At 39.9% G+C, this 20498-nt stretch carries 20 protein-coding genes; 7 read left to right on the plus strand and 13 right to left on the minus strand.

The genetic code is table 11. The annotated features are described in order from the left end of the window. Positions 1-87 precede the first annotated feature (87 nt). Together lpdA (I6J03_RS05155) and I6J03_RS05160 are read left to right on the plus strand one after the other, a co-directional pair. A complete protein-coding gene (gene lpdA / locus I6J03_RS05155; protein ID WP_003007905.1) occupies positions 88-1494 on the plus strand; it encodes a dihydrolipoyl dehydrogenase in 1407 nt (468 codons plus the stop codon). A 174-nt stretch (positions 1495-1668) separates the two neighbouring features. After that, the gene (locus I6J03_RS05160) at positions 1669-2079 is read left to right on the plus strand and encodes an acyl-CoA thioesterase (protein WP_003007908.1); all 411 of its coding nucleotides are present in this window, start codon (positions 1669-1671) and stop codon (positions 2077-2079) included. Here the strand turns inward: I6J03_RS05160 and I6J03_RS05165 are convergent. Further along, the gene (locus tag I6J03_RS05165; protein ID WP_003007910.1) at positions 2076-2516 is read right to left on the minus strand and encodes a DUF3817 domain-containing protein; all 441 of its coding nucleotides are present in this window, start codon (positions 2514-2516) and stop codon (positions 2076-2078) included. The two genes, I6J03_RS05160 and I6J03_RS05165, sit on opposite strands and share 4 nt — an antisense overlap. Positions 2517-2690: 174 nt before the next feature. Between I6J03_RS05165 and lpdA (I6J03_RS05170) the strand changes: the two genes are divergently transcribed. Further along, positions 2691-4079, plus strand: coding sequence for a dihydrolipoyl dehydrogenase (gene lpdA, locus I6J03_RS05170; RefSeq protein ID WP_003007912.1), 1389 nt, complete (start codon positions 2691-2693; stop codon positions 4077-4079). A 128-nt stretch (positions 4080-4207) separates the two neighbouring features. On the opposite strand, the gene I6J03_RS05175 is transcribed toward lpdA (I6J03_RS05170), so the two are convergent. From I6J03_RS05175 to I6J03_RS05195, 5 genes are read right to left on the minus strand one after another with little or no spacing between them, the layout of a single operon-like run. Next, positions 4208-5215 carry a LacI family DNA-binding transcriptional regulator gene (locus I6J03_RS05175; protein ID WP_232279730.1) on the minus strand — a complete coding sequence of 336 codons (1008 nt, stop codon included), beginning with the start codon at positions 5213-5215 and terminating at the stop codon, positions 4208-4210. A gap of 55 nt (positions 5216-5270) precedes the next feature. After that, positions 5271-6782, minus strand: a complete 1512-nt coding sequence (locus I6J03_RS05180; protein ID WP_003007916.1) for a S41 family peptidase — start codon at positions 6780-6782, stop codon at positions 5271-5273. 48 nt (positions 6783-6830) lie between these two features. Further along, complete coding sequence (locus I6J03_RS05185; protein ID WP_003007918.1) at positions 6831-7373, minus strand: HAD hydrolase-like protein; 543 nt, start codon at positions 7371-7373, stop codon at positions 6831-6833. A gap of 3 nt (positions 7374-7376) precedes the next feature. Continuing rightward, a complete protein-coding gene (locus tag I6J03_RS05190) occupies positions 7377-7868 on the minus strand; it encodes a hypothetical protein (RefSeq protein ID WP_003007920.1) in 492 nt (163 codons plus the stop codon). A 3-nt stretch (positions 7869-7871) separates the two neighbouring features. Continuing rightward, the gene (locus I6J03_RS05195; protein ID WP_198137121.1) at positions 7872-8522 is read right to left on the minus strand and encodes an ABC transporter ATP-binding protein; all 651 of its coding nucleotides are present in this window, start codon (positions 8520-8522) and stop codon (positions 7872-7874) included. Positions 8523-8702: 180 nt separating this feature from the next. Between I6J03_RS05195 and sucC the strand changes: the two genes are divergently transcribed. The 3 genes from sucC (at position 8703) to I6J03_RS05210 (ending at position 12281) form a co-directional block, all read left to right on the plus strand. Continuing rightward, positions 8703-9896 (plus strand): ADP-forming succinate--CoA ligase subunit beta, encoded by a 1194-nt coding sequence (sucC, locus tag I6J03_RS05200; RefSeq protein WP_003007924.1) that lies wholly within the window; start codon positions 8703-8705, stop codon positions 9894-9896. 185 nt (positions 9897-10081) lie between these two features. Continuing rightward, on the plus strand, positions 10082-11527 hold the full coding sequence (gene asnS, locus I6J03_RS05205; protein WP_003007926.1) for an asparagine--tRNA ligase: 1446 nt from the start codon (positions 10082-10084) through the stop codon (positions 11525-11527). Between the two features lie 133 nt (positions 11528-11660). Further along, positions 11661-12281: an L-threonylcarbamoyladenylate synthase gene (locus tag I6J03_RS05210; protein WP_003007927.1), complete on the plus strand. Its 621-nt coding sequence runs from the start codon at positions 11661-11663 to the stop codon at positions 12279-12281. A 59-nt stretch (positions 12282-12340) separates the two neighbouring features. On the opposite strand, the gene I6J03_RS05215 is transcribed toward I6J03_RS05210, so the two are convergent. From I6J03_RS05215 to tilS, 5 genes are all read right to left on the minus strand, one after another. Then, a complete protein-coding gene (locus I6J03_RS05215) occupies positions 12341-12655 on the minus strand; it encodes a DUF721 domain-containing protein (RefSeq protein WP_002996847.1) in 315 nt (104 codons plus the stop codon). Next, complete coding sequence (gene recF / locus I6J03_RS05220; protein WP_003007930.1) at positions 12648-13754, minus strand: DNA replication/repair protein RecF; 1107 nt, start codon at positions 13752-13754, stop codon at positions 12648-12650. The genes I6J03_RS05215 and recF overlap by 8 nt, the downstream gene beginning before the upstream one ends. Positions 13755-13791: 37 nt before the next feature. Continuing rightward, complete coding sequence (locus I6J03_RS05225; protein WP_002996851.1) at positions 13792-14091, minus strand: DUF4834 family protein; 300 nt, start codon at positions 14089-14091, stop codon at positions 13792-13794. 86 nt (positions 14092-14177) lie between these two features. Continuing rightward, entirely contained in the window at positions 14178-14681 is a 504-nt protein-coding gene (locus I6J03_RS05230; protein ID WP_003007932.1) for a hypothetical protein, read from the minus strand. Continuing rightward, positions 14674-16005 carry a tRNA lysidine(34) synthetase TilS gene (gene tilS, locus I6J03_RS05235; protein WP_003007934.1) on the minus strand — a complete coding sequence of 444 codons (1332 nt, stop codon included), beginning with the start codon at positions 16003-16005 and terminating at the stop codon, positions 14674-14676. Before tilS ends, I6J03_RS05230 begins: the two co-directional genes overlap by 8 nt. Positions 16006-16478: 473 nt before the next feature. Here tilS and I6J03_RS05240 point away from each other — a divergent pair, with 473 nt between their 5' ends. Continuing rightward, the gene (locus tag I6J03_RS05240) at positions 16479-18878 is read left to right on the plus strand and encodes an OstA-like protein (protein WP_039990190.1); all 2400 of its coding nucleotides are present in this window, start codon (positions 16479-16481) and stop codon (positions 18876-18878) included. A 68-nt stretch (positions 18879-18946) separates the two neighbouring features. On the opposite strand, the gene I6J03_RS05245 is transcribed toward I6J03_RS05240, so the two are convergent. Beyond that, positions 18947-19912, minus strand: coding sequence for a glycosyl transferase family 90 (locus I6J03_RS05245; protein ID WP_003007943.1), 966 nt, complete (start codon positions 19910-19912; stop codon positions 18947-18949). After that, on the minus strand, positions 19909-20484 hold the full coding sequence (locus I6J03_RS05250) for a non-canonical purine NTP diphosphatase (RefSeq protein ID WP_003007945.1): 576 nt from the start codon (positions 20482-20484) through the stop codon (positions 19909-19911). Before I6J03_RS05250 ends, I6J03_RS05245 begins: the two co-directional genes overlap by 4 nt. Positions 20485-20498: the final 14 nt, after the last annotated feature.

Raw genomic sequence — 20498 nt, forward strand, 5'->3', positions numbered from 1 at the left:
TGTGTAAAAACCGTTTTATTTTAAACTGTTGCTTACGAATAGTATTAATAATCATTAACTTTGGCAGCAAAATAAAAATCAAACTTTATGCAATACGACGTAATAGTAATCGGAAGCGGGCCAGGCGGATATGTGGCTGCCATCCGTTGCGCGCAATTAGGTTTAAAAACTGCCGTAATCGAAAAGTATAGTACATTTGGAGGTACTTGTCTTAATGTGGGATGTATTCCTTCCAAAGCATTATTAGACTCTTCAGAGCATTATCACAATGCTGCTCACAGCTTCGAAGGTCATGGGATTAGCCTAAGTAACCTAAAGGTTGATATTAAAAAAATGATGGCACGTAAAGACGATGTCATTGCTCAAAATACAGCAGGTATCACTTATTTATTTAAGAAAAATAAAATAGATAGTTTTCAGGGGGTTGGTTCTTTCGTAGACAAAAACACTGTTTTGGTGACTAAAGAAGATGGCAAAACTGAACAACTTACAACCAAAAATGTTATTATCGCGACAGGTTCCAAGCCAACGGCTTTACCATTTCTTCCGGTAGACAAAAAACGTATCATTACTTCGACAGAGGCATTATCATTAACAGAGATTCCTAAAAATCTGATTGTAATCGGTGGCGGTGTAATCGGACTTGAATTAGGATCTGTGTATGCGCGTCTTGGTGCAAAAGTGACGGTAGTGGAATTTGCTAAATCAATCATCAGCACAATGGATGGCGGATTGGGTAAAGAACTGCAACGTGTATTGAAAAAATCTCTGGGAATGGAATTCCTTCTGGGTCATAAAGTTACTGGTGCATCTGTAAAAGGTAAGAAAGTAACAGTTACTGCTGAAGATCCTAAAGGTCAGGAAATCTCTTTGGAAGGTGATTATTGTATTGTTTCTGTAGGCCGTGTAGCCTATACAGCGGGTCTGGGTCTGGAAAACATCGGTATAAAGACAGAAGAAAGAGGCAACAAGATCCCTGTGAACGATCACCTGGAAACAACTGTACCGGGTATCTACGCTATCGGAGATGTCATCAAAGGTGCTATGCTTGCTCACAAAGCAGAAGATGAAGGTATCGCTGTAGCTGAAAGAATAGCAGGACAGAAACCACATATTGATTATAACCTGATCCCGGGTGTGGTCTATACATGGCCTGAAGTTGCTTCTGTCGGTCAAACAGAAGAACAACTGAAAGAAGCTGGTAAAAAATATAAATCAGGTTCATTCTCATTCAAAGCTTCAGGACGTGCTAAAGCATCCGGAGATACGGATGGATTTATCAAAGTACTGGCAGACGCTGAGACTGACGAAGTATTAGGGATACATATGATCGGACCTCGTGCTGCTGATATGATTGCAGAAGCAGTAGTAGCGATGGAATACCGTGCTTCGGCAGAAGATATCGGCCGCATATGCCATGCACACCCGACATTCACAGAAGCGCTAAAAGAAGCAGCCCTGGCAGCAACTGCTAACCGGGCGATACACGCTTAAATAATATAACAGAGAAGGGCGATTTATTTGCCCTTCTTTTTTTATCAAACAGATCAGGGAATCTACCATCCGGGATAAATACATCGTACAGAAATATCTCCACTATTTACTTCCGCACGAAGGGCTAAACCCGACTATCCCTGCCCACATACCTCAACTCTAAATACGGAAATCATGAATTTTTACACCAGAAAATGGATCAAGCCTGAGGATCTCAATCCAAATGGAACATTATTCGGAGGGACATTACTGAGATGGATCGATGAAGAAGCTGTAATATATGCGATTGTACAACTGGGAAACCCTTTTGTAGTCACCAAGTATATTTCAGAGATCAACTTTGTAAGTTCAGCCAGACAGGGAGATATCATAGAACTCGGCATAGAAGCAATAGCTTTTGGCACGACTTCATTGACCATGAAATGTGAAGTAAGGAATAAAATAACCAGAAAGACAATACTTTCGATTGAAAAACTGGTATTTGTAAACCTGAATGAGGAAGGCACTCCTACTCCGCACGGGAGAACAGAAATTACATATGCCTATATGGGTATTGAACGCATTAACAAAGGAGAAGCTGATTAAGCAACTCCTTTAGCATTTTTTGCAATTTCTTTTTTCAGATCCAACTCTACCCAGAAAGAAGCAATAGGGATCAGTGATACCACAAAATACTTCAGAGCTTTCATTACAGACCATTTGTACTCTACTGTACAAACGATGAGCATAATGACAAATATAACGACCAGAAAGCCGTGAATAGATCCGGCGATACGTACAGCTTCAGGAATATCAGCGAAATACTTCAGTGGCATCGCAAAAAAGAAAAGGAGAATGGTGGAGATCGCTTCCCATAAAGCGATTTGTCTAAAAAGTCTTAGCATAATAATATCTTCAAACTTCAAAAGTAATACTATTTTGATGACAAAGATCTGACTATGTTTCTCTTTGACTAATAACTGACAAATGACATCTTTCCAGATGGATTTAGTGCATTTGTATGCAAACAATTGCATTTCCATTACATGGCAGATTAAAAAATAATACGTACATTTGGAGGAGATTGTGTGTTCATTTTTAGTCATGATTGCACATCACTAAATCAACTACAGAAATTATTATCTGCAGGATCCGGGATCTGTATTTATATAGAAAAACGGAAATTACGGATAACTAAAAAAGACAAATTATATCATATGAATTACGACATCATTGTAATTGGAAGTGGTCCTGGCGGGTATGTTGCTGCCATCAGAGCTGCTCAATTAGGCTTTAAGACTGCGATCGTTGAGCGCGAATCATTAGGCGGAATCTGTCTCAACTGGGGCTGTATTCCTACAAAGGCATTAATCAAAAGCGCACAGGTTTTTGAATATCTGAATCACGCTGAGGACTACGGAATCAAAGTTCAGGGCGGAGAAGCAGATTTTGATGCGATTGTCAAAAGAAGCCGCGGAGTTGCTGATGGGATGAGCAAAGGAATCCAGTTTCTTATGAAAAAGAACAAGATTGATGTCATCAATGGTACTGCCAAAATCAAAAAAGGTGGTAAAGTAGAGGTCAAAGGAGCTGACGGAGCGACAAAAGAATACACAGCCAAGCATACTATTCTGGCTACAGGTGCACGTTCACGCGAATTACCTAATCTACCTCAGGATGGCAAAAAAATCATCGGCTACCGTCAGGCATTGACTTTACCAAACAAACCAAAATCAATGGTTGTCGTTGGTTCAGGAGCTATCGGTGTCGAGTTTGCTTATTTCTACAATGCGATGGGTACGCAGGTCACTATCGTAGAATTCATGGATCGTATCGTTCCTGTAGAGGATGAAGAAGTATCCAAACAATTGGAGAAAAGTCTTAAAAAAGCAGGTATCAATATCTTAACAAAATCTGAAGTTCAGTCTGTAGACACAAAAGGTGAGTTAAGTAAAGTAAGCATCAAAACAGCTAAAGGCGTAGAAACTCTGGAAGCGGAGATTGTACTTTCGGCTGTAGGTATTACGCCAAATATCGAGAATATCGGTCTTGAAGAAACAGGTGTAAAAACAGACAAGGGTCGTGTACTTGTTGACGATTTCTACAAAACAAATGTAGAAGGTGTATATGCTATAGGTGATATCGTAAAAGGTCAGGCACTGGCTCACGTTGCTTCTGCTGAAGCAATCACTTGTGTGGAAAAAATAAAAGGTCTTCACGTAGAAGCTATCGATTATAATAATATTCCGGGATGTACATATTGTTCACCTGAAATTGCTTCTGTTGGTTACACTGAAAAAGCAGCTAAAGAAGCAGGATACGAACTGAAAGTTGGTAAATTCCCATTTTCAGCATCCGGAAAAGCTTCTGCTGCCGGAGCTAAAGATGGCTTTGTAAAAGTAATTTTCGATGCTAAATACGGTGAATTACTAGGTGCGCATATGATCGGAGCTAATGTTACTGAAATGATCGCAGAGATTGTCGTAGCTCGTAAATTAGAGACGACAGGTCATGAAATGATCAAATCGGTACATCCTCACCCGACCATGAGTGAAGCGATTATGGAAGCCTGTGCGGATGCATATGGTGAAGTGATCCACTTGTAGGCAATAACCTACCCTATACAAAAAGGCATTCAAAAATTTTGAATGCCTTTTTTAGTTTATAATTCTGAATCAAACAGCGTTTGGCTTCCCTGCCACATGACGCAATTGCTTATTGACATACGTTCAGTTTATTGCAGTATTAATCTGGACTTAAAGATAAATTGCTGAGGCTTATACTCTTCTTTATTTTCCAGTCGATTGAACAAAATCTCCGCCGCTTTCTTAGCCTGCTGATCCGGAAACTGCTCAATACTTCCCATCGGAGGGTTTTCCATATATTTCCATAACGGATAGTTTGCAAAACTGATAAAATGGATATCACTGTTCAGTGATACACCTCTCTGCCGTGCAAATTTCATAACATCCAGTGTGACGAAGTCATTGAAAGATAATATAGCAGAAGGTCTGTCCGATAGCGTAAGGAGCTTGTTCATAGCTTCTTCATTGCCCTCTTCGGTAAGATCTGTGTTGACGAGATAACGATCGTCAAATGCAATATCATTCTTTCTCAAACCTTTGATATAAGCCAGCTTACGTTCCTCAGAAGCCAGTAAGGTATCCGGTCCGTTGATCAGGGCTATCTTTTGGTGTCCGCGCGATACAAAAGCATCTATAGCCTCATAGACTCCTGTCGCCAGATCGCATTCTATACGGTCAATATCATTCAGATTGGGCACGCAGTCAAAGAAGACAACCGGAATCTCCGATTCTTCCATACTCTTGATAAAATCAAAAGAATTGGTATTCTTTCCTATGGACATCAATACACCGTCAACACGATGTTTTTTGAGGGTTTGCAGTATCCGTAATTCTCTTTCTGCATCGTCCATTGACTGGCCCATGATCACCGTATACTTACGCTCATTAGCAAAGTTTTCAATCTCACTGATGGCAGCAGAGAAAAAAGGTTCTGAAAGACTGGGTAACACTACTCCTATTGTAAATGTCTTCCGCTGTTTAAAGAAAATGGCAGTCTGATTCGGCTCATAGTTCATCTCCTCAGCCATTTTCTTTACCCGCATAGTGGTTACCAACCCAATACTCGGATGATCATTCAGCGCTCTGGAAACTGTAGAAGGAGATATCTTCAGCTTTCTGGCTATTTCTTTTATTGTGGCCGGTTTTTCTTTCTTCATAGCTATCTGTATCAATCCTACTTTGCAAAGTAAGGAATCTTTTAAACATTTACATTTATTTTGACCGTCCCGTCTGAAACTTATACATGCCATTTGCATGGGCACGGGTATCTATACTCTGTCGGTTTATATACTTTTCATTTCGCAGCTTGTTGACAGAAGCCAGAGCTGTCTTAGAAGTACTGGATAACCAGCTTCCATTAAGACTATAATGCAGGGCTTCTGCAATCATCCCTTCCTGAGGATCTCCAAAATCTTTAAAATAATCTTCATATGTACTTCTGTCCGGAGTCAAGCCAGCGAAATAATCACCATAATTATCTGCATTGATAGTCTGAAATGACGTTGCATACAGATCCACATCAGTATTGGGTATGCTGGTTCTGAAAAATCCTACTGGCTTGCCGTATGTATTTTCAACTACACGGTTGCCTCTGCTGTCTGCACCATAGGTACCGATCATCTTCTGATTATCTTTAAAATATGGTTTTAGTGAATTGATAAGAAGTTCACTCGCAGAAGCGGTAGATTCGGTTACTAAAAAGTATACTTTATTCAGATTAAGTGTTCCCTTTTTAGCATAATTGACCGGGCCAAATTCTCCTCCCTCCTTCGCCCATCCCCAGGCTTGCAGATTACGGTTCAGTTTGTAGGAATACATACGTTTGCCACTAGCTGAAGCCGGGACTATACGATTGGCCAGGTACTCTGCTGTCTCGACAGAACCACCGCCATTATACCGCAGATCGACGATAAGTTCAGTGATATTCTGTCCTTCAAACTGACTGAAAATATTTTCGAAGGAACTTAACATGGCCGTCGGAATCCTGTTATTATAAATAGCGACAAACGAGCTGAAAGCTAGGTAACCGATCTTTTTACCATTCTGCTCAATAACTTTACTGGCCAGAATAGGATCAAAGTTGTACAACGAACTCACAATCTGCTTTTCGGTCGTGACTGAGGTCTGAGATACAAATTTAATGGTCATACTTTTAGAGTTGAGGGCATCATTGATCAATTTAAAACTCTGGGATTGCTGAGTCTTGTAATCAATATTCGTCTGTCCGTTGATACTCAGAATACGATCTCCCCGACGTATACCAGCCTGATAGGCCGGAGAGTTTTTATCTACCATCCGCACATACAGATCTGCATTATCTCCGGAAGAGCTTGTCTGCAGGTAAAACACGTACATACCATAGCTTGTACTGACACCTTCTTCGATCTCTCCGCTGATGGTGCCCTGCCTGTCAATAAAACTATATCTGTCTACCGGACTACCATTAACCAAAGGCGTCAGGCTCATCATATATTTCAGGACTTCCTCTCCGGTAGCATATTTTTTTGTATAGGAGCGTACAACACCTTTATCATCTAAAGTATTGACATTGCTCGGAGGCATACTTCCTTCCCAGAGGGAGAGTACTTTAGTATAATAAAAGACAGAATCTTTGATCATGTCTTCTTCAGTATCTTTTTTATTATCAGGATTATCGGACTTCTTACAGCTATATACAGAAGTAAAAAGTAGAAGGATCAATAATATGGGAAATAATCTTTTCATAATCGTTAGCAATTAGTGTCTGCCAGAAATATAATCAATATAACTTGTCTATTCAATTATAACAATTTCTTCCGGTTGAATTTTAAATTCATCTGCAATATAACTAATCGGGTCAATATTTCTGAAATTCAACTCATCAATAAAATAGACTTTCATGCCTTTGTCTAGTCCCTGCCAATCTATATGCTTAAGTTTATTCAGTTGTTCGAGCGGATTGCCTTTTGTTAAGATAGCTACATTTTTACCGGCATCCCGCAGATCCTGTAACAGTTGTTTCGTCTCCGGGAATAACAAAAGCTTGAGCGGTAAATGAGCCTGTACATGTATACGACCAAATTTTTCTCTGTATTGCTCAGCAAAACCGAATTGCTCCTTTATCCTGTCGAACATCCCCTCTTCCCCATCTTCCTCATATTGCTTTTGCATAAAAGCCAGCAAGCTTTTGGAATCTGGGGTCGTTTCCGTGAATTCAATAAAATTAGAAAAAAGATAATATACCTGCAGGATGTAATCTTTTTTCGGATAGAGTATATCATCCAGTTCAAACAAAAACACATTCTTGTACGAAGGATATTCCTTGTAATTTTTCATCTCTTAGCCCTTAGCCGATACTAAACACAATGCCTGTTCTTCTCCTGAGTCAGATAAGACAAAAGCTCCCGAGAGACTGTTATTCCTGATTTGCTCTCCGGACAAAAGATCTTTTCCGTCAAGGAGTATATTTATTGCCATATCCTTATCCGGATTTTCCAGCACAAAAATATCAGGCATGAGCTCCTTACCCGGCAGCAATAACCGGATACCGTACTCTTCAAACAATACCTCTGCTTCAGCCAGCACACTGACCTCATCCTTTCCTAAAGGGAGTACATAGCTTATATCCTGATCCAGACTGACCTTAAGTACTTCATGTGCATAGGTTGACTGTCCTCCTGCCGGAATCTGAATCACTTTACCTGAAGTGATTAAAATACCCGGTATATCTTCAGAAGAAGCCAGTTGTACACTTATTCTATTTTCCATCAGACGGGCGATACGCTGTGCCAACCCTCTGGTACCATATGTTATTAACAATTTTTCACTCATTTTTTAAACAATGTTTCCGTCACGCATATGAATGGTGCGATCTGAAATATTAGCCAGTTCATCATTATGGGTTACAATGACAAATGTTTGTTGAATCTTATCCCTTAAATCAAAAAACAACTGATGTAAGGCAGCAGCATTTTCGGAATCCAGATTACCGGAGGGTTCGTCCGCAAGTACGATAGAGGGTTTATTAATCAAGGCTCTCGCTACAGATACACGCTGCTGTTCTCCTCCTGACATAGCCGAAGGTTTGTGTGTGGCACGATGAGCCACGCCTAACATCTCCAACAGCTGCATGGCACTTGTTTCCGCCTCCTTTTTGGGTACACCGTTTATAAATGCCGGGATACAGACATTTTCCAGCGCAGTAAACTCTGGCAGCAAGTGATGAAACTGAAATACAAATCCGATGTGCTTATTGCGAAAAGCACTCAGTTTCTTCTCGTTCAATCCGCTGACCTTAATGCCATCGATCCATACTTCTCCGGACTCGGGACGATCTAATGTACCGATAATATGCAGTAAAGTACTTTTTCCGGCTCCGGAGGCACCTACTATAGTCACAATCTCTGCTTTTTCGACTTCCAGATCTACTCCCTTCAGAATAGGCAGGTCACCGTATGCTTTATAGATTCCTTTTGCTTGTAACATCATACAGCGAAGTTACTAATTTTTGTCAGTCCGGACAGGAATAAAATAGGGTAGATTAGCAAACATAGGGGCTGATAAAAAGCTTGGCTGCGTCATTTTTATCAAATAAACATTAAAAAGACCGTAGACACTTGACCTTTAAAGTTAAAAACCATATTTTTACACCTTAAAATTGTCAAAATGAACATTCACGAATATCAAGGAAAGCAAATACTAAAAAGTTTTGGTGTTACTGTACAAGAAGGAATTGTAGCTGACACTCCTGAGCAAGCTGTGGAAGCCGCTAAAAAGATGAAAGAAGACTACAACTCGGACTGGGTTGTTGTAAAAGCTCAGATTCACGCAGGTGGTCGCGGTAAAGGTGGCGGTGTTAAATTGGCTAAAAACCTGGATGAAGTAAAACAAAGAGCTACTGATATTATCGGTATGCAGTTGGTAACTCCTCAAACAGGTCCTGAAGGTAAAAAAGTAAACAAGGTATTAATTGCACAGGATGTTTACTATCCGGGAGCAAGCGAAACCAAAGAATTCTATATGTCGGTATTGTTGGATCGTGCAACAGGCCGCAACATCGTAATGTACTCTACTGAAGGTGGTATGGATATCGAAGAAGTAGCGGAAAAAACTCCTCACTTGATTTTCAAAGAAGAGATTGATCCTAAAGTTGGTCTTCAGGGATTCCAGGCACGTAAAATTGCATTCAACTTAGGATTATCAGGTTCTGCACACAAAGAAATGGTAAAATTCGTAGCTGCACTTTACAAAGCTTACGATGCTACAGATTCTTCTATGTTTGAAATCAATCCGGTATTAAAAACTTCTGACGATAAAATTTTGGCAGTTGATGCTAAAGTAAACCTGGATGAGAATGCATTATACCGTCATCCTGATTATGCAGCAATGCGTGATGTTACAGAAGAAGATCCTACTGAAGTAGAAGCTGGCGAGTCTAACCTGAACTATGTAAAACTTGACGGTAACGTAGGTTGTATGGTAAATGGTGCCGGTCTTGCCATGGCAACAATGGATATCATTAAAATTGCCGGTGGTGAGCCTGCTAACTTCCTTGACGTAGGTGGTACTGCTAATGCTGAAACAGTTAAAGCCGGATTCAATATTATTCTGAAAGATCCGAATGTAAAAGCAATCCTGATCAATATCTTCGGTGGTATCGTTCGTTGTGACCGTGTAGCTCAGGGTGTAATCGATGCTTACCAGGAAATTGGAAATATTCCGGTTCCTATCATCGTTCGTCTTCAGGGAACAAATGCAGAAGAAGCTAAAAAACTGATTGATGAGTCAGGACTTAAAGTATACTCCGCAATCTTATTAAAAGAAGCTGCAGATTTAGTAACTAAAGTATTAAAAGGTTAATTCCTTTTTACCACTATATCAAAAGCCTCTGACTTAAATCAGAGGCTTTTTTGATAAGAACACTTCCCGTATTTATAAATAAATCAAGGATTTTAACAAATTATAAGCTATTTTTGTGATCTGTAAAATTTAAAGCAGCAAGAGTTTATTTTGAAAAATAACTCCAATTAATATCTAACAACAAAATGAAACACACACGTATTAAAGAATTATTGAATGCCACTGAGTTTGGGCAAGAGGTCATTGTAAAGGGATGGGTAAGAACCTTCCGTAACAATCAATTTATAGCGATCAATGATGGTTCTTCAATCAATAATATCCAGGCAGTAGTTGATTTTGAAAATACGGATGATGCGTTATTAAAAAGAATCACTACAGGTGCTGCTGTACGTGTCAAAGGAACCCTGATTGAATCTCTGGGCAAAGGTCAGAAGGTAGAGGTCAAAGTAACGGAACTTGATGTGATCGGAGATTCAGATCCTGAAAAATTTCCTTTACAACCCAAAAAACACAGTTTAGAATTTTTGCGTGAAATCGCTCATTTACGCTTCCGTACCGGAACATTCAATGCTATTTTCAAAGTACGTAATGCATTGTCATTTGCAGTACACCGCTTCTTCAATGAAAGAGACTTTGTGTATATGCACACTCCTATTATTACCGGTTCAGACGCTGAAGGTGCGGGAGAAATGTTCCGTGTGACTACTTTAGACCTGAATAATCCTCCTCGTACCGAAAACGGTGAAATAGATTTTAAAGAAGACTTCTTCGGAAAATCCACTAACCTTACCGTATCCGGGCAATTAGAAGGTGAACTGGCAGCTTTAGCATTTGGTAATATTTATACTTTCGGCCCCACATTCCGTGCTGAAAACTCCAATACAACACGTCACCTGGCTGAATTCTGGATGATCGAACCTGAAATGGCTTTCTATGAACTGGAAGACAATATGGATCTGGCTGAAGCCTTATTGAAATATGTTATACGGTATGCGTTGGAAACCTGCCCGGAAGAGATAGAGTTTCTGAAAAACCGTTTACTGGAAGAAGAGAAAAACAAACCGGCTGCAGATCGTTCGGACATGGATCTTATTGAAAAACTGAAATTCTGTCTTGAGAATGAATTTGAGCGGGTTAAATATACAGATGCGATCGAGATCCTGAAGCGCAGCAAGCCAAATCAGAAAAAACAGTTTAAATATCTGATTGACGAATGGGGTGCAGATCTTCAGTCAGAACACGAACGTTATCTTGTGGAAAAACATTTTAAGAAACCGGTGATCCTTACAGACTATCCGAGAGAGATCAAATCATTCTATATGAAACAGAACGAACCGGATACATTAGGCAGAAACACTGTTCGTGCGATGGATATCCTGTTTCCGGGTATAGGCGAAATGGTTGGCGGATCACAACGGGAAGAAAATCTGGACAAATTACTGGCTCGTATGGCTGAGGTAGGAATACCGGCCGAAGAAATGGAATGGTTCTTGGATACCCGCCGTTTCGGATCAGTTCCTCACTCAGGTTTCGGTGTCGGATTTGAGCGTCTGGTACTATTCGTAACAGGAATGACCAATATCCGTGATGTTATCCCATTCCCGAGAACACCAAAAAATGCTGAGTTTTAATCTCAAATAACAACATATCAGAAACCGTCAAAAACATTAAAGCCTTTTGACGGTTTTTATATTATAAGAATCCGTTGTTCACATGGAATACAATGTGAACCGTTTAATTATCTTTTAAATTTCAGGCTTCAATATGCTTATCCGAATTTACGAAAACAATCCTAATGAAAAGGCAATACAACAAGTAGTTGATGTATTAAAACGTGGTGGTGTAATTATCTACCCTACGGATACTGTATATGGTATTGGCTGTGATATCACCAATCATAAGGCTATTGAACGCGTATGTGAGATCAGAGGACTGAAAGTGGATAAAGCCAACTTATCTTTTATCTGTTACGATCTGACAGATATTTCACAATATACCAAACCCTTTGACACCAGTGTATTCCGGGTATTGAAAAAAGCACTACCCGGTCCGTTTACCTTTATCTTCAATGCTAGTGGTCAGGTACCTAAACTGCTTTCTTCCAAAAAGAAGACCGTAGGTATACGTGTCCCTGACAATCATATTGTGAGGGAGATTGTGAGAGTACTGGGAAATCCTATTGTAACGACCTCGATTCGTGATGAAGATGATATTCTGGAATATTCAACTGATCCGGAACTTATCCATGAAAAGTACGAAAACATGGTAGATTTAGTAATAGATGGAGGTTATGGTGATAATGTAGCTTCCACAGTAGTAGATCTTACCAATGGAGATTTTGAGATTGTCCGCGAAGGCAAGGGGGATCTTGAACAGTATTTATAATTGTACGTATTCAAAAGGATTGTATTGGTCTTGTTTCTCAGACAGAGACCGCTACTCTTTTAAAGAATAATCAATTCTTCAATAACAACCTGCCCTACATATTCATTGAGGCGACCTATAATCTGTCTGCGCATGAGGGCCAATTCGTTTTTGATCACGGCAGATTCCACCTTAACATACATCTTCCGGTCTTTGATATAGATCTTCTGGGTACGGTTGGCAATTGCTTTACCAATAATTTCGGGCCAGGCATTGACAATAGAAGATTCGTCAAATTTACGACGCAGACGATAGGTATCCACCCATTTTTCAATAGCCTGTTTGATACCAATATCATCGTTGGAATGAATTTCGTCTACCTTCTTCTTATACATCTTGTATGGTGCCTCCTTTGATATCAAAGATACGGATTGGTTGTGCGATTTCCTCAAAAATTCTTTGCACACGTTCCGAATCTGTATCCGTGAGGAAGATCTGGCCAAAATCGTCTTCCGAAACCATCTGCATCAGTTTACGGGTACGTCTTTCATCCAGTTTATCAAAGATATCATCCAGCAGCAACAAAGGCTTGAAGCCTTTTCTTGACTGAAGAAAACTATACTGGGCTAATTTTAATGCGATGAGAAATGATTTTTGCTGCCCCTGAGAACCGAATTTCTTTAATGGCATACCTTCATGTATGGTAAACAGAAGATCGTCTTTATGTATACCCTGAGAGGTTCTTTCCAATGCCCGGTCACGTTCCAGATTTCTATCGAGCAAGTCCTGAAAATCAACAGTCATCAACGGAGATTCGTAGACCAGAGATACTTGTTCGGCACTTTCTGTCAGAAAATGATAATGCTTTTCAAATTCAGGAAGAAAGTCTTTCATAAATTGCTGACGCTTCTCAAAGATCTGTGCGCCGACCTCCACAAGCTGCAGGTTTAATACTTCCAGTAAACCCAAATCAAGTTGTCCGCTTTCCCGTGCTTGTTTGAGCATAACATTACGCTGAAGCATGACCTTATTATACGTGATGAGTTTGTCCAGATAGTGATGATCAGTTTGCGAGATCACATTATCCATAAACTTGCGACGTTCTTCACTTCCGTCTGTAATGATCATACTGTCATTCGGAGAGATCATGACAAGCGGAAATTGGCCGATATGATCGGCAAGTCGCGGATAGTCCTTTTTATTTTTCTTAAACTGTTTTTTCTGATTCTTTTTGAGACTGCAGGAGATTACATCGATGCGGGTATCATTTTCAAATGATCCCTGTACCATAAACCAGTCCATTCCCTGCTTGATATGCTGGGAATCGATTGGATTAAAATAACTCTTACACAGAGAAAGGTAATGTATAGCGTCTAAAAGATTGGTTTTACCGGCACCGTTCTCTCCGGCGAAAGCATTTACTTCCGGCAAAAATTCTAAAGCGGATTCCGTATAATTTTTAAAATTTAAAACAGACAATTGTTTTAACCACATAGACCGCAAAGATAACCTTTTTAGAAAGGAAAAGTGCTTATTTTATCTCTTCGAAGTCTACAAACTCTCCTGCTGTAGCTGTTCCGGGTCTGCGCTTTTCTTCTTTTTTGGAAGGAGCATATTCTACACGCACTCTTCCTTCATCGGCACGCGTCTGCTGTTCATACTGTTGATATCCAAACGGACCGTTACCTGTGGTATATTGTGATTGCTGAGCTTTTTTCATAATACGCTCCGCTGCTTTACGCATAGCGAATGGTAAAATTAATCTGAAAAGAAACCTTACTATGAAATAAACAGCGAAAGCTATCAATAAAAATTTCAATAATGGAGCCATACTAATTCGTTGCTTTTTCTCAAATTTAATAAATAATAGAAGAGATACCTTGTATTTTTGTCAGAGAAAAATCACTTAACAAAATTTTAATCTTTTCTGAGCTTCCGTGCGTATTCTACAGCTTTATAGAATTCTTCCTGTTTGTGCGTACCTATTACATACACCAGACCATCCTTATCTGTCAGCCAGATAGCATCATTACCGCCGGAATAAAAGCGGATTTTACCGTTTTTATGCAGGTTATACACCGGATTATTAAAGATAAAGGTGCTGTATTTTTTCTTCTCTACTTTTGCGATGCTGTTCATATCTATCTTGACCAGACGTGTTGTCCAGAGTCCGCTGATACTCACGCAGTTCTCCCTTACAACCGTTCGGTAATGTAACATATACATCATTAGTATAGATACCAGGATCACAGCCACACCTACAATAAAAAACAATTGACGTGAAGCCAAATGATCCAGATTGAGATAGTAAGCAATAAAACAGAACAACGCTAAGATCAGTCTGACACTGATCCAGGTCTTATCTCTACCCAGATACTGTTGTTCTACAAATAAGTTTGGTTCTTCCATATAATTATTCACAGACTAAAGTAAATACTTTTTTTGTATTGTTTGTTATCTTAAACCGATTGTCTAACCTGTAATTGACAATCCAGATAATTTCCCCCGTTCCGTCTACCAAGATAGGAATTCGTGCCTTGGCAAAGGAATTTATTTTTTGCTGAATGAAATAATCACTCACTTTCTTCTTACCCTCCATCCCCAACGGATAAAAAATATCACCTTCCTGCCAGCTTCTGATCTGTAAGGGAAACTGCAATTTATCCCAATCAATTTTGGCAATATGCTTCTCTTTTACAATGTCCGCTGAAGAAGATTTTTCAATATTAAAATGAAAACCCTTCCATTCGGCCTGTTCATCTGATTCCTCAATGCATACCCTGGCTTCTACCTCCGGTCCGGTCGGATGTAAGATGAGGTGTGTACGATCCACTAATAAGCGATGGCTGTCTGATTCAAAAATACGTCCAGTTCCGTTTTCCCAGGTCGCCACCAGATCTTCCAGTACATTTTTTTGAAAATGATAGGGTTGAAAAAGTTCATACAACAGGGCTGCATTCGTGAGGTGTGGTTCCAGACTTTTCTTCTCAATAAGTACCTCTGTGCTGGCTTTGCTCTCCTTAAACAGAGACTGACGAACAGGATGTACAAAATCCTGAAGAAGCTGGTATGCTCCTGCAAACTTGTCTATACTAGATGCAAAGCTCTGCACAAACTCCGGATTTATCTCTTCCATTAATGGAACGATATTCAATCTGATCTTATTTCTGGCATATTTAATAGAAAAATTAGATTGATCATCTCTGTAGGGTACCTGTAAAACACGAACTGCCTCCGCTACTTCTGCCGCACGGAGAAACAACAAGGGCCGGATGATACGTTCACGCTTCGGTTGTATACCCTGCAGACCCGCAAGACCTGTCCCCCTGATCATGTTGAGCAAAACTGTTTCGATGTGATCATTACGGTGTTGCGCAACCGAGATGTATGCACAGCCCTGAGCAATGCGCAATTCCTCAAACCACTGATAACGCAGCTCCCGGGCTGCCATTTGTATAGAAATCCTGTTTTCTTCTGCGTATGCTTCTGTATCAAATCTTTTGACAAAAACAGGAATGCCATACTCTTCGCCAAAGGCTTCGACAAGCTGCTGATCAAGATCAGACTCCTCTCCTCTCAGGGAAAAATTACAATGCGCTATAATCACAGGATAGTTCGAATCCAGAAAAAGTCTGGCCATCAGCATAGAGTCTTTCCCTCCGCTTACAGCCAGTACAATTTTATCATCAGGACCAAAAAGCCTGTTTTGACTTACATATCTATGAAATCTTTCCAGCACATTCATGTACCCAAAGTTAAGGCTTATTTTTTCCGAAAGTGTGTCTTTTTTGATAACTACAAAGAAAGCTCTCAGATTTTTGCAGTTGCTGTAGTCCTTTAAATGAAGTAAGGATTTTATATACAGTCTATTTATACGGAAAAATTATTTTTTTATGGTAAGTGCTCTATTCCTTTAATAATTTTTTAAGAACCTGAATATCAAAACTTCTGCTCAAATTGATAGTTTTAGTATCGATCTGCCCATTAGGTTTTGATTATGACCAGAAGACCAGTGACAATTAAATGCAATCCTTTCATAATATGTTTAAGTTGACAAAGGTTTAATTTATCTTACAATCTGAAAAATAGACAATTTTATTCTTATGATAAAATCTTATTGTACTCTGAAATTCCGGAAGTTATAATAAACGGGATTGGTTTTAATGAAAATTTTTGCTTTAACAATTATTTGCACTTTATTTGCATATTTTTGCTCCTGTGAAACGATTATTCCTTTTTGCCTTAACATATATTTTCTGTCTGTTTGCATCCGCTCAACAGCCACAGCCTACGGGAGATCAGCTCAAGCTCGTCTCATCATCCAGTATGCGCCTGGTCAAAAATCCGGATCGGACTATTTATTACAGACCTGTTTTTGAACATAAGGGAAGTACCTTGTCTGCTGACAGCGGATACATGTATGAAGACGGGATCGGAAGACAGTTTTTTGAAGCCTTTGACAATGTCGTCATTACACAGCCCAGCGGTACAATCATCTATTCAGACAAACTTCATTATGACGCTGCTCCTCAGGTTGCCACACTGACACGGAATGTGCGTATGGTTGACAAATCTTCTGTACTGACTACAAACTATCTGACGTACAATATGCGCAGCAAAGTCGGCACCTACACCGGTGGTGGGCGAATTGTCAGCAAAGGAGATACCATTACCTCTAAAAATGCCTATTACTTTGAGAATACGCAGGATGCGTATTTCAGAAATAAGGTAGTCGTCAGAACCCCTGACGTCAAGATTTATACCGATACCATGCGTTATAACTCCGTTCAACGGGTTACTTATTTCTTCGGTCCGACCAATATAAAAGGAAACAAAGGGGAGAATCTATACACGGAAAAAGGAAATTACAATACGGCTACCGGTGTAGCCCGCTTCTCTAAAAACAACCTGTATACAGAAGGTTCTAAATTTCTGAAAGGTGACAGTTTGTATTACGACAGAGCTACAGGAGAAGGTAAAGCGTACCGAAATGTAGTTTTTGTAGATACAGTTGATAAATTCTATGCCAATGGCGGATACGGATTGTATAAACAATCGGATGAATCTATCACCATGACGGATAAACCATTGGTTACGATGGTGATCAAAAAAGACTCAACCAGCACCAGCGACTCTACTTCTGCCAAGCCTGCCGAAAAGGAGGAAAAGGGTAAAAAGTCCGGTAAGGAAAAATCTGTAGAAAAAAAGAAATCCAAAGAAGAGGAATCCTTTAAGGAGATCAGCCCGATTACACCCGTTTCCAAAGACTCGGTATCTGCTACGGTCAAACCTGAACCGCAGGTAGATTCAGCTTATATGACAGCTGACACCTTATATTCGAAGGTAATCTTTCTGAAAGACTATAAAGCACTCGATTTCAAGCTCGACCGGAACGGCGGGCTCATAGAGGAGATAGCGGATGAAGACTACGGTGATGATGACGGCAATGAAAATACGGATAGCCTGTCCATCTCAGGCAATATAAGTGGTCTGTCAGATTCGACTCAAACAGATAGTGTGCATATAGAAGGATTAAAATCTGACTCAGCCAAAACTGTCATAAAGCAAGTCAAAGAGACAAGCAAGACTATCAGCAAAAACAACACAACTCCACCTAAAAAACCTGCTGTCGTACAACAGGAAAAAGGAGATCCGAATAAAATACAAATTGGCAAGACCCTGGCAGCAGACAGTGTACTCAGACACCGAACGGTATTGCCTAAAGGCAATGAGAGTGACAGTCTGATCAACAAAGCTTTATTAGTTGCCAAATCGCCTGACTCTGTCACGACGACTCCAAAAGACAGTGCTTATCTGGATACGGCACGTACCCGGATTATCAAAGCACACTATAATGTCCGTATGTTCAAATCTGACCTGCAGGCAGTCGCTGATTCTGTATATTACGGCATGGCCGACTCCATGTTCAGGTTTATGGGACGCCCTATGATATGGGCCGAAGGATCGCAAATCTCGGCAGATACGCTGTACTTACAGATCAAAGAGCAACGTCTGGACAATATGCTGTTAGTGAACAGTGCATTCATGGTTAATGCCGTACTGGATACCATCAAATTCAATCAGCTCAAAGGGAGAAAGATTACAGGCTTCTTTGCAGGCAATAATCTGGATCGTTTATTTGTTGACGGGAATGCGGAAAACATGATTTTCGTGGTCAATGAAGAGAAAAAAGTAATCACCGAAATGTTTCATGACCGCAGCAGCCGGATCAAGATTCTGATGGAAAACCGTAAGATCAAGGATTACGTCTCGATCCGCAAAGTGGATGGCAAAGTATATCCGTTGAGTATGGTGACCAATGAGAATGAAGTATTGCCCGGATTTATATGGAGGCCGGAAGACCGCCCGGTGTCTAAGGAAGATCTGCTCAACAGAAAACGTGAAATTCCAAAAGATATAAACACTCCCGCAGCGGGTTCTTCTGCCGGCAGCAAGTCTGCTCCTAAGGATCCTGTGACAGAAAAGAAAGATCCGAAAGAAGGAATTAAAACGGAAGTGAAAAAACCTGCAGATCAAAAAACTGAACCCAAAAAAGTAAATCAGGAATCTAAAAATCCGGTCAAAGAGGAGTCTGAACCCGTCATGGAAACAAATTAATTTCACTCACGATTAGGCCTGCGACAAAGCTACTTCTGGCTATACGGACAAAGATTTTGAGCAAAGAACTAAAGTCCTTGATTGGTCTTTGTGAAATACTTTTCGAGAACCCGCAATGCGATAAGATCTTCTAATTTCCTGTTATTAAACTGTTGAATGTACTGATGTGCATTATCAATAATTTTTTCGGCTTCATGAGGATGATCAATATAATAATGCAGCTTTTCTTCCAGATCTGAATAATCATCTTTAATCTGTATGTAATGGAAATCCGGAATCAGTTTGCCTTCCATAAACCATGTTTCATATTTCGGCAAAGGCATTACCGCAACTGAATTGGAAGACATGATCCATTTGAGATTTGTAGCGACATCGTTCCCTTCGAGAGACAGAATAAACTTATAATCCAGGTGCTGTTGAATAGAAATAGGTTTACTGTACCATTCCGGATGATCATTATCCATCACGACGCTCCCCAGATCACACAGCTGATGACCAAAGTACAATTCAAAGAAGCGTTTGCGGTGTTGTTGGTATGCCGCAAATCTTCCGATCAGTATATTCTTTTTATTTCTGAACGGAATATCATCCCGGATAAAGTTGAAGTGCCGGATCTTATCCAGATTAAGTAAGACAGCATGTCTATTATCTCCTGCGATGGGTCTGCTTTTCACTATTGCGGGATATTCGGGAATATCCACCACATCACCTGGAATCATCTGCAGCCTGAGTTTAGAATCAAAATAGCGTACATACTCTTTGGTATCAAAGTAATATACCCGGATTTTTTCAGGAATTTTAAAATCAGCTATTGGAATAGCCGAAGAAGCCAGGGAAGTATTCTCCTGAAGTTTATTGTAATAATTCACCCGCTCTTCCAATACTTTACTGTCGAATTTATATGCTGACTGAAGTTTGGACTTCAAGCGGGATCTATACCAGAATGAATTAGGAATCTCTCTTAAAAGCGCTTTAAAATAATAGGCGATCTTAAAATTTTTATTCTTAAAAACGATCCGTTTTATATTGATCATAGGGATTTTAGAAAACCTGTCAGTGCCTTGACAGCTATAGAACGATGACTGATTCCATTTTTTTCATCTGCACTCATTTCTGCAAAAGTCTTGTCATATCCGTCCGGAATAAAAATAGGATCATATCCGAATCCTTCGGCTCCTCTCCTCTCAGAAATAATCGTTCCTGTGATAGCACCTTCAAAGAAATGCTGTTGTTCATTCAGAAATAAGGATATAACTGTGCGGAATCTGGCTTTACGGTTTTCACTGTCTGCTAATTTTTCAAGGACCAGATCAATATTACGTTCCATATCTCTTGATCCCGAGTAACGGGCTGAATATACACCCGGTTCATTATTGATTGCTTCGATTTCTAATCCTGAGTCATCTCCGAAACAATATAAGCCATATTTATTTACAAGATAATCTGTCTTCTGCTTTGCATTTTCTTCAAAGGTATCTCCGGTTTCGGGAATATCATCCTGACAGTTGATATCATCCAGACTTTTTATCATAAAAGCATCCCCTACTATGGCGCGGACTTCATCCAGTTTATGTGCATTATTTGTTGCAAAAATTAATTCGATCATATGTACAAATTAAA

Source organism: Sphingobacterium spiritivorum, from assembly GCF_016724845.1.
Taxonomy (GTDB): Bacteria; Bacteroidota; Bacteroidia; order Sphingobacteriales; family Sphingobacteriaceae; genus Sphingobacterium; species Sphingobacterium spiritivorum_A.

Coding starts and splice junctions, on each gene's coding strand:
- lpdA (WP_003007905.1), top strand. CDS start 88: ATGCAATACGACGTAATAGTAATCGGAAGCGGGCCAGGCGGATATGTG.
- I6J03_RS05160 (WP_003007908.1), top strand. CDS start 1,669: ATGAATTTTTACACCAGAAAATGGATCAAGCCTGAGGATCTCAATCCA.
- I6J03_RS05165 (WP_003007910.1), bottom strand. CDS start 2,516: ATGGAAATGCAATTGTTTGCATACAAATGCACTAAATCCATCTGGAAA.
- lpdA (WP_003007912.1), top strand. CDS start 2,691: ATGAATTACGACATCATTGTAATTGGAAGTGGTCCTGGCGGGTATGTT.
- I6J03_RS05175 (WP_232279730.1), bottom strand. CDS start 5,215: ATGAAGAAAGAAAAACCGGCCACAATAAAAGAAATAGCCAGAAAGCTG.
- I6J03_RS05180 (WP_003007916.1), bottom strand. CDS start 6,782: ATGAAAAGATTATTTCCCATATTATTGATCCTTCTACTTTTTACTTCT.
- I6J03_RS05185 (WP_003007918.1), bottom strand. CDS start 7,373: ATGAAAAATTACAAGGAATATCCTTCGTACAAGAATGTGTTTTTGTTT.
- I6J03_RS05190 (WP_003007920.1), bottom strand. CDS start 7,868: ATGAGTGAAAAATTGTTAATAACATATGGTACCAGAGGGTTGGCACAG.
- I6J03_RS05195 (WP_198137121.1), bottom strand. CDS start 8,522: ATGTTACAAGCAAAAGGAATCTATAAAGCATACGGTGACCTGCCTATT.
- sucC (WP_003007924.1), top strand. CDS start 8,703: ATGAACATTCACGAATATCAAGGAAAGCAAATACTAAAAAGTTTTGGT.
- asnS (WP_003007926.1), top strand. CDS start 10,082: ATGAAACACACACGTATTAAAGAATTATTGAATGCCACTGAGTTTGGG.
- I6J03_RS05210 (WP_003007927.1), top strand. CDS start 11,661: ATGCTTATCCGAATTTACGAAAACAATCCTAATGAAAAGGCAATACAA.
- I6J03_RS05215 (WP_002996847.1), bottom strand. CDS start 12,655: ATGTATAAGAAGAAGGTAGACGAAATTCATTCCAACGATGATATTGGT.
- recF (WP_003007930.1), bottom strand. CDS start 13,754: ATGTGGTTAAAACAATTGTCTGTTTTAAATTTTAAAAATTATACGGAA.
- I6J03_RS05225 (WP_002996851.1), bottom strand. CDS start 14,091: ATGGCTCCATTATTGAAATTTTTATTGATAGCTTTCGCTGTTTATTTC.
- tilS (WP_003007934.1), bottom strand. CDS start 16,005: ATGAATGTGCTGGAAAGATTTCATAGATATGTAAGTCAAAACAGGCTT.
- I6J03_RS05245 (WP_003007943.1), bottom strand. CDS start 19,912: ATGATCAATATAAAACGGATCGTTTTTAAGAATAAAAATTTTAAGATC.
- I6J03_RS05250 (WP_003007945.1), bottom strand. CDS start 20,484: ATGATCGAATTAATTTTTGCAACAAATAATGCACATAAACTGGATGAA.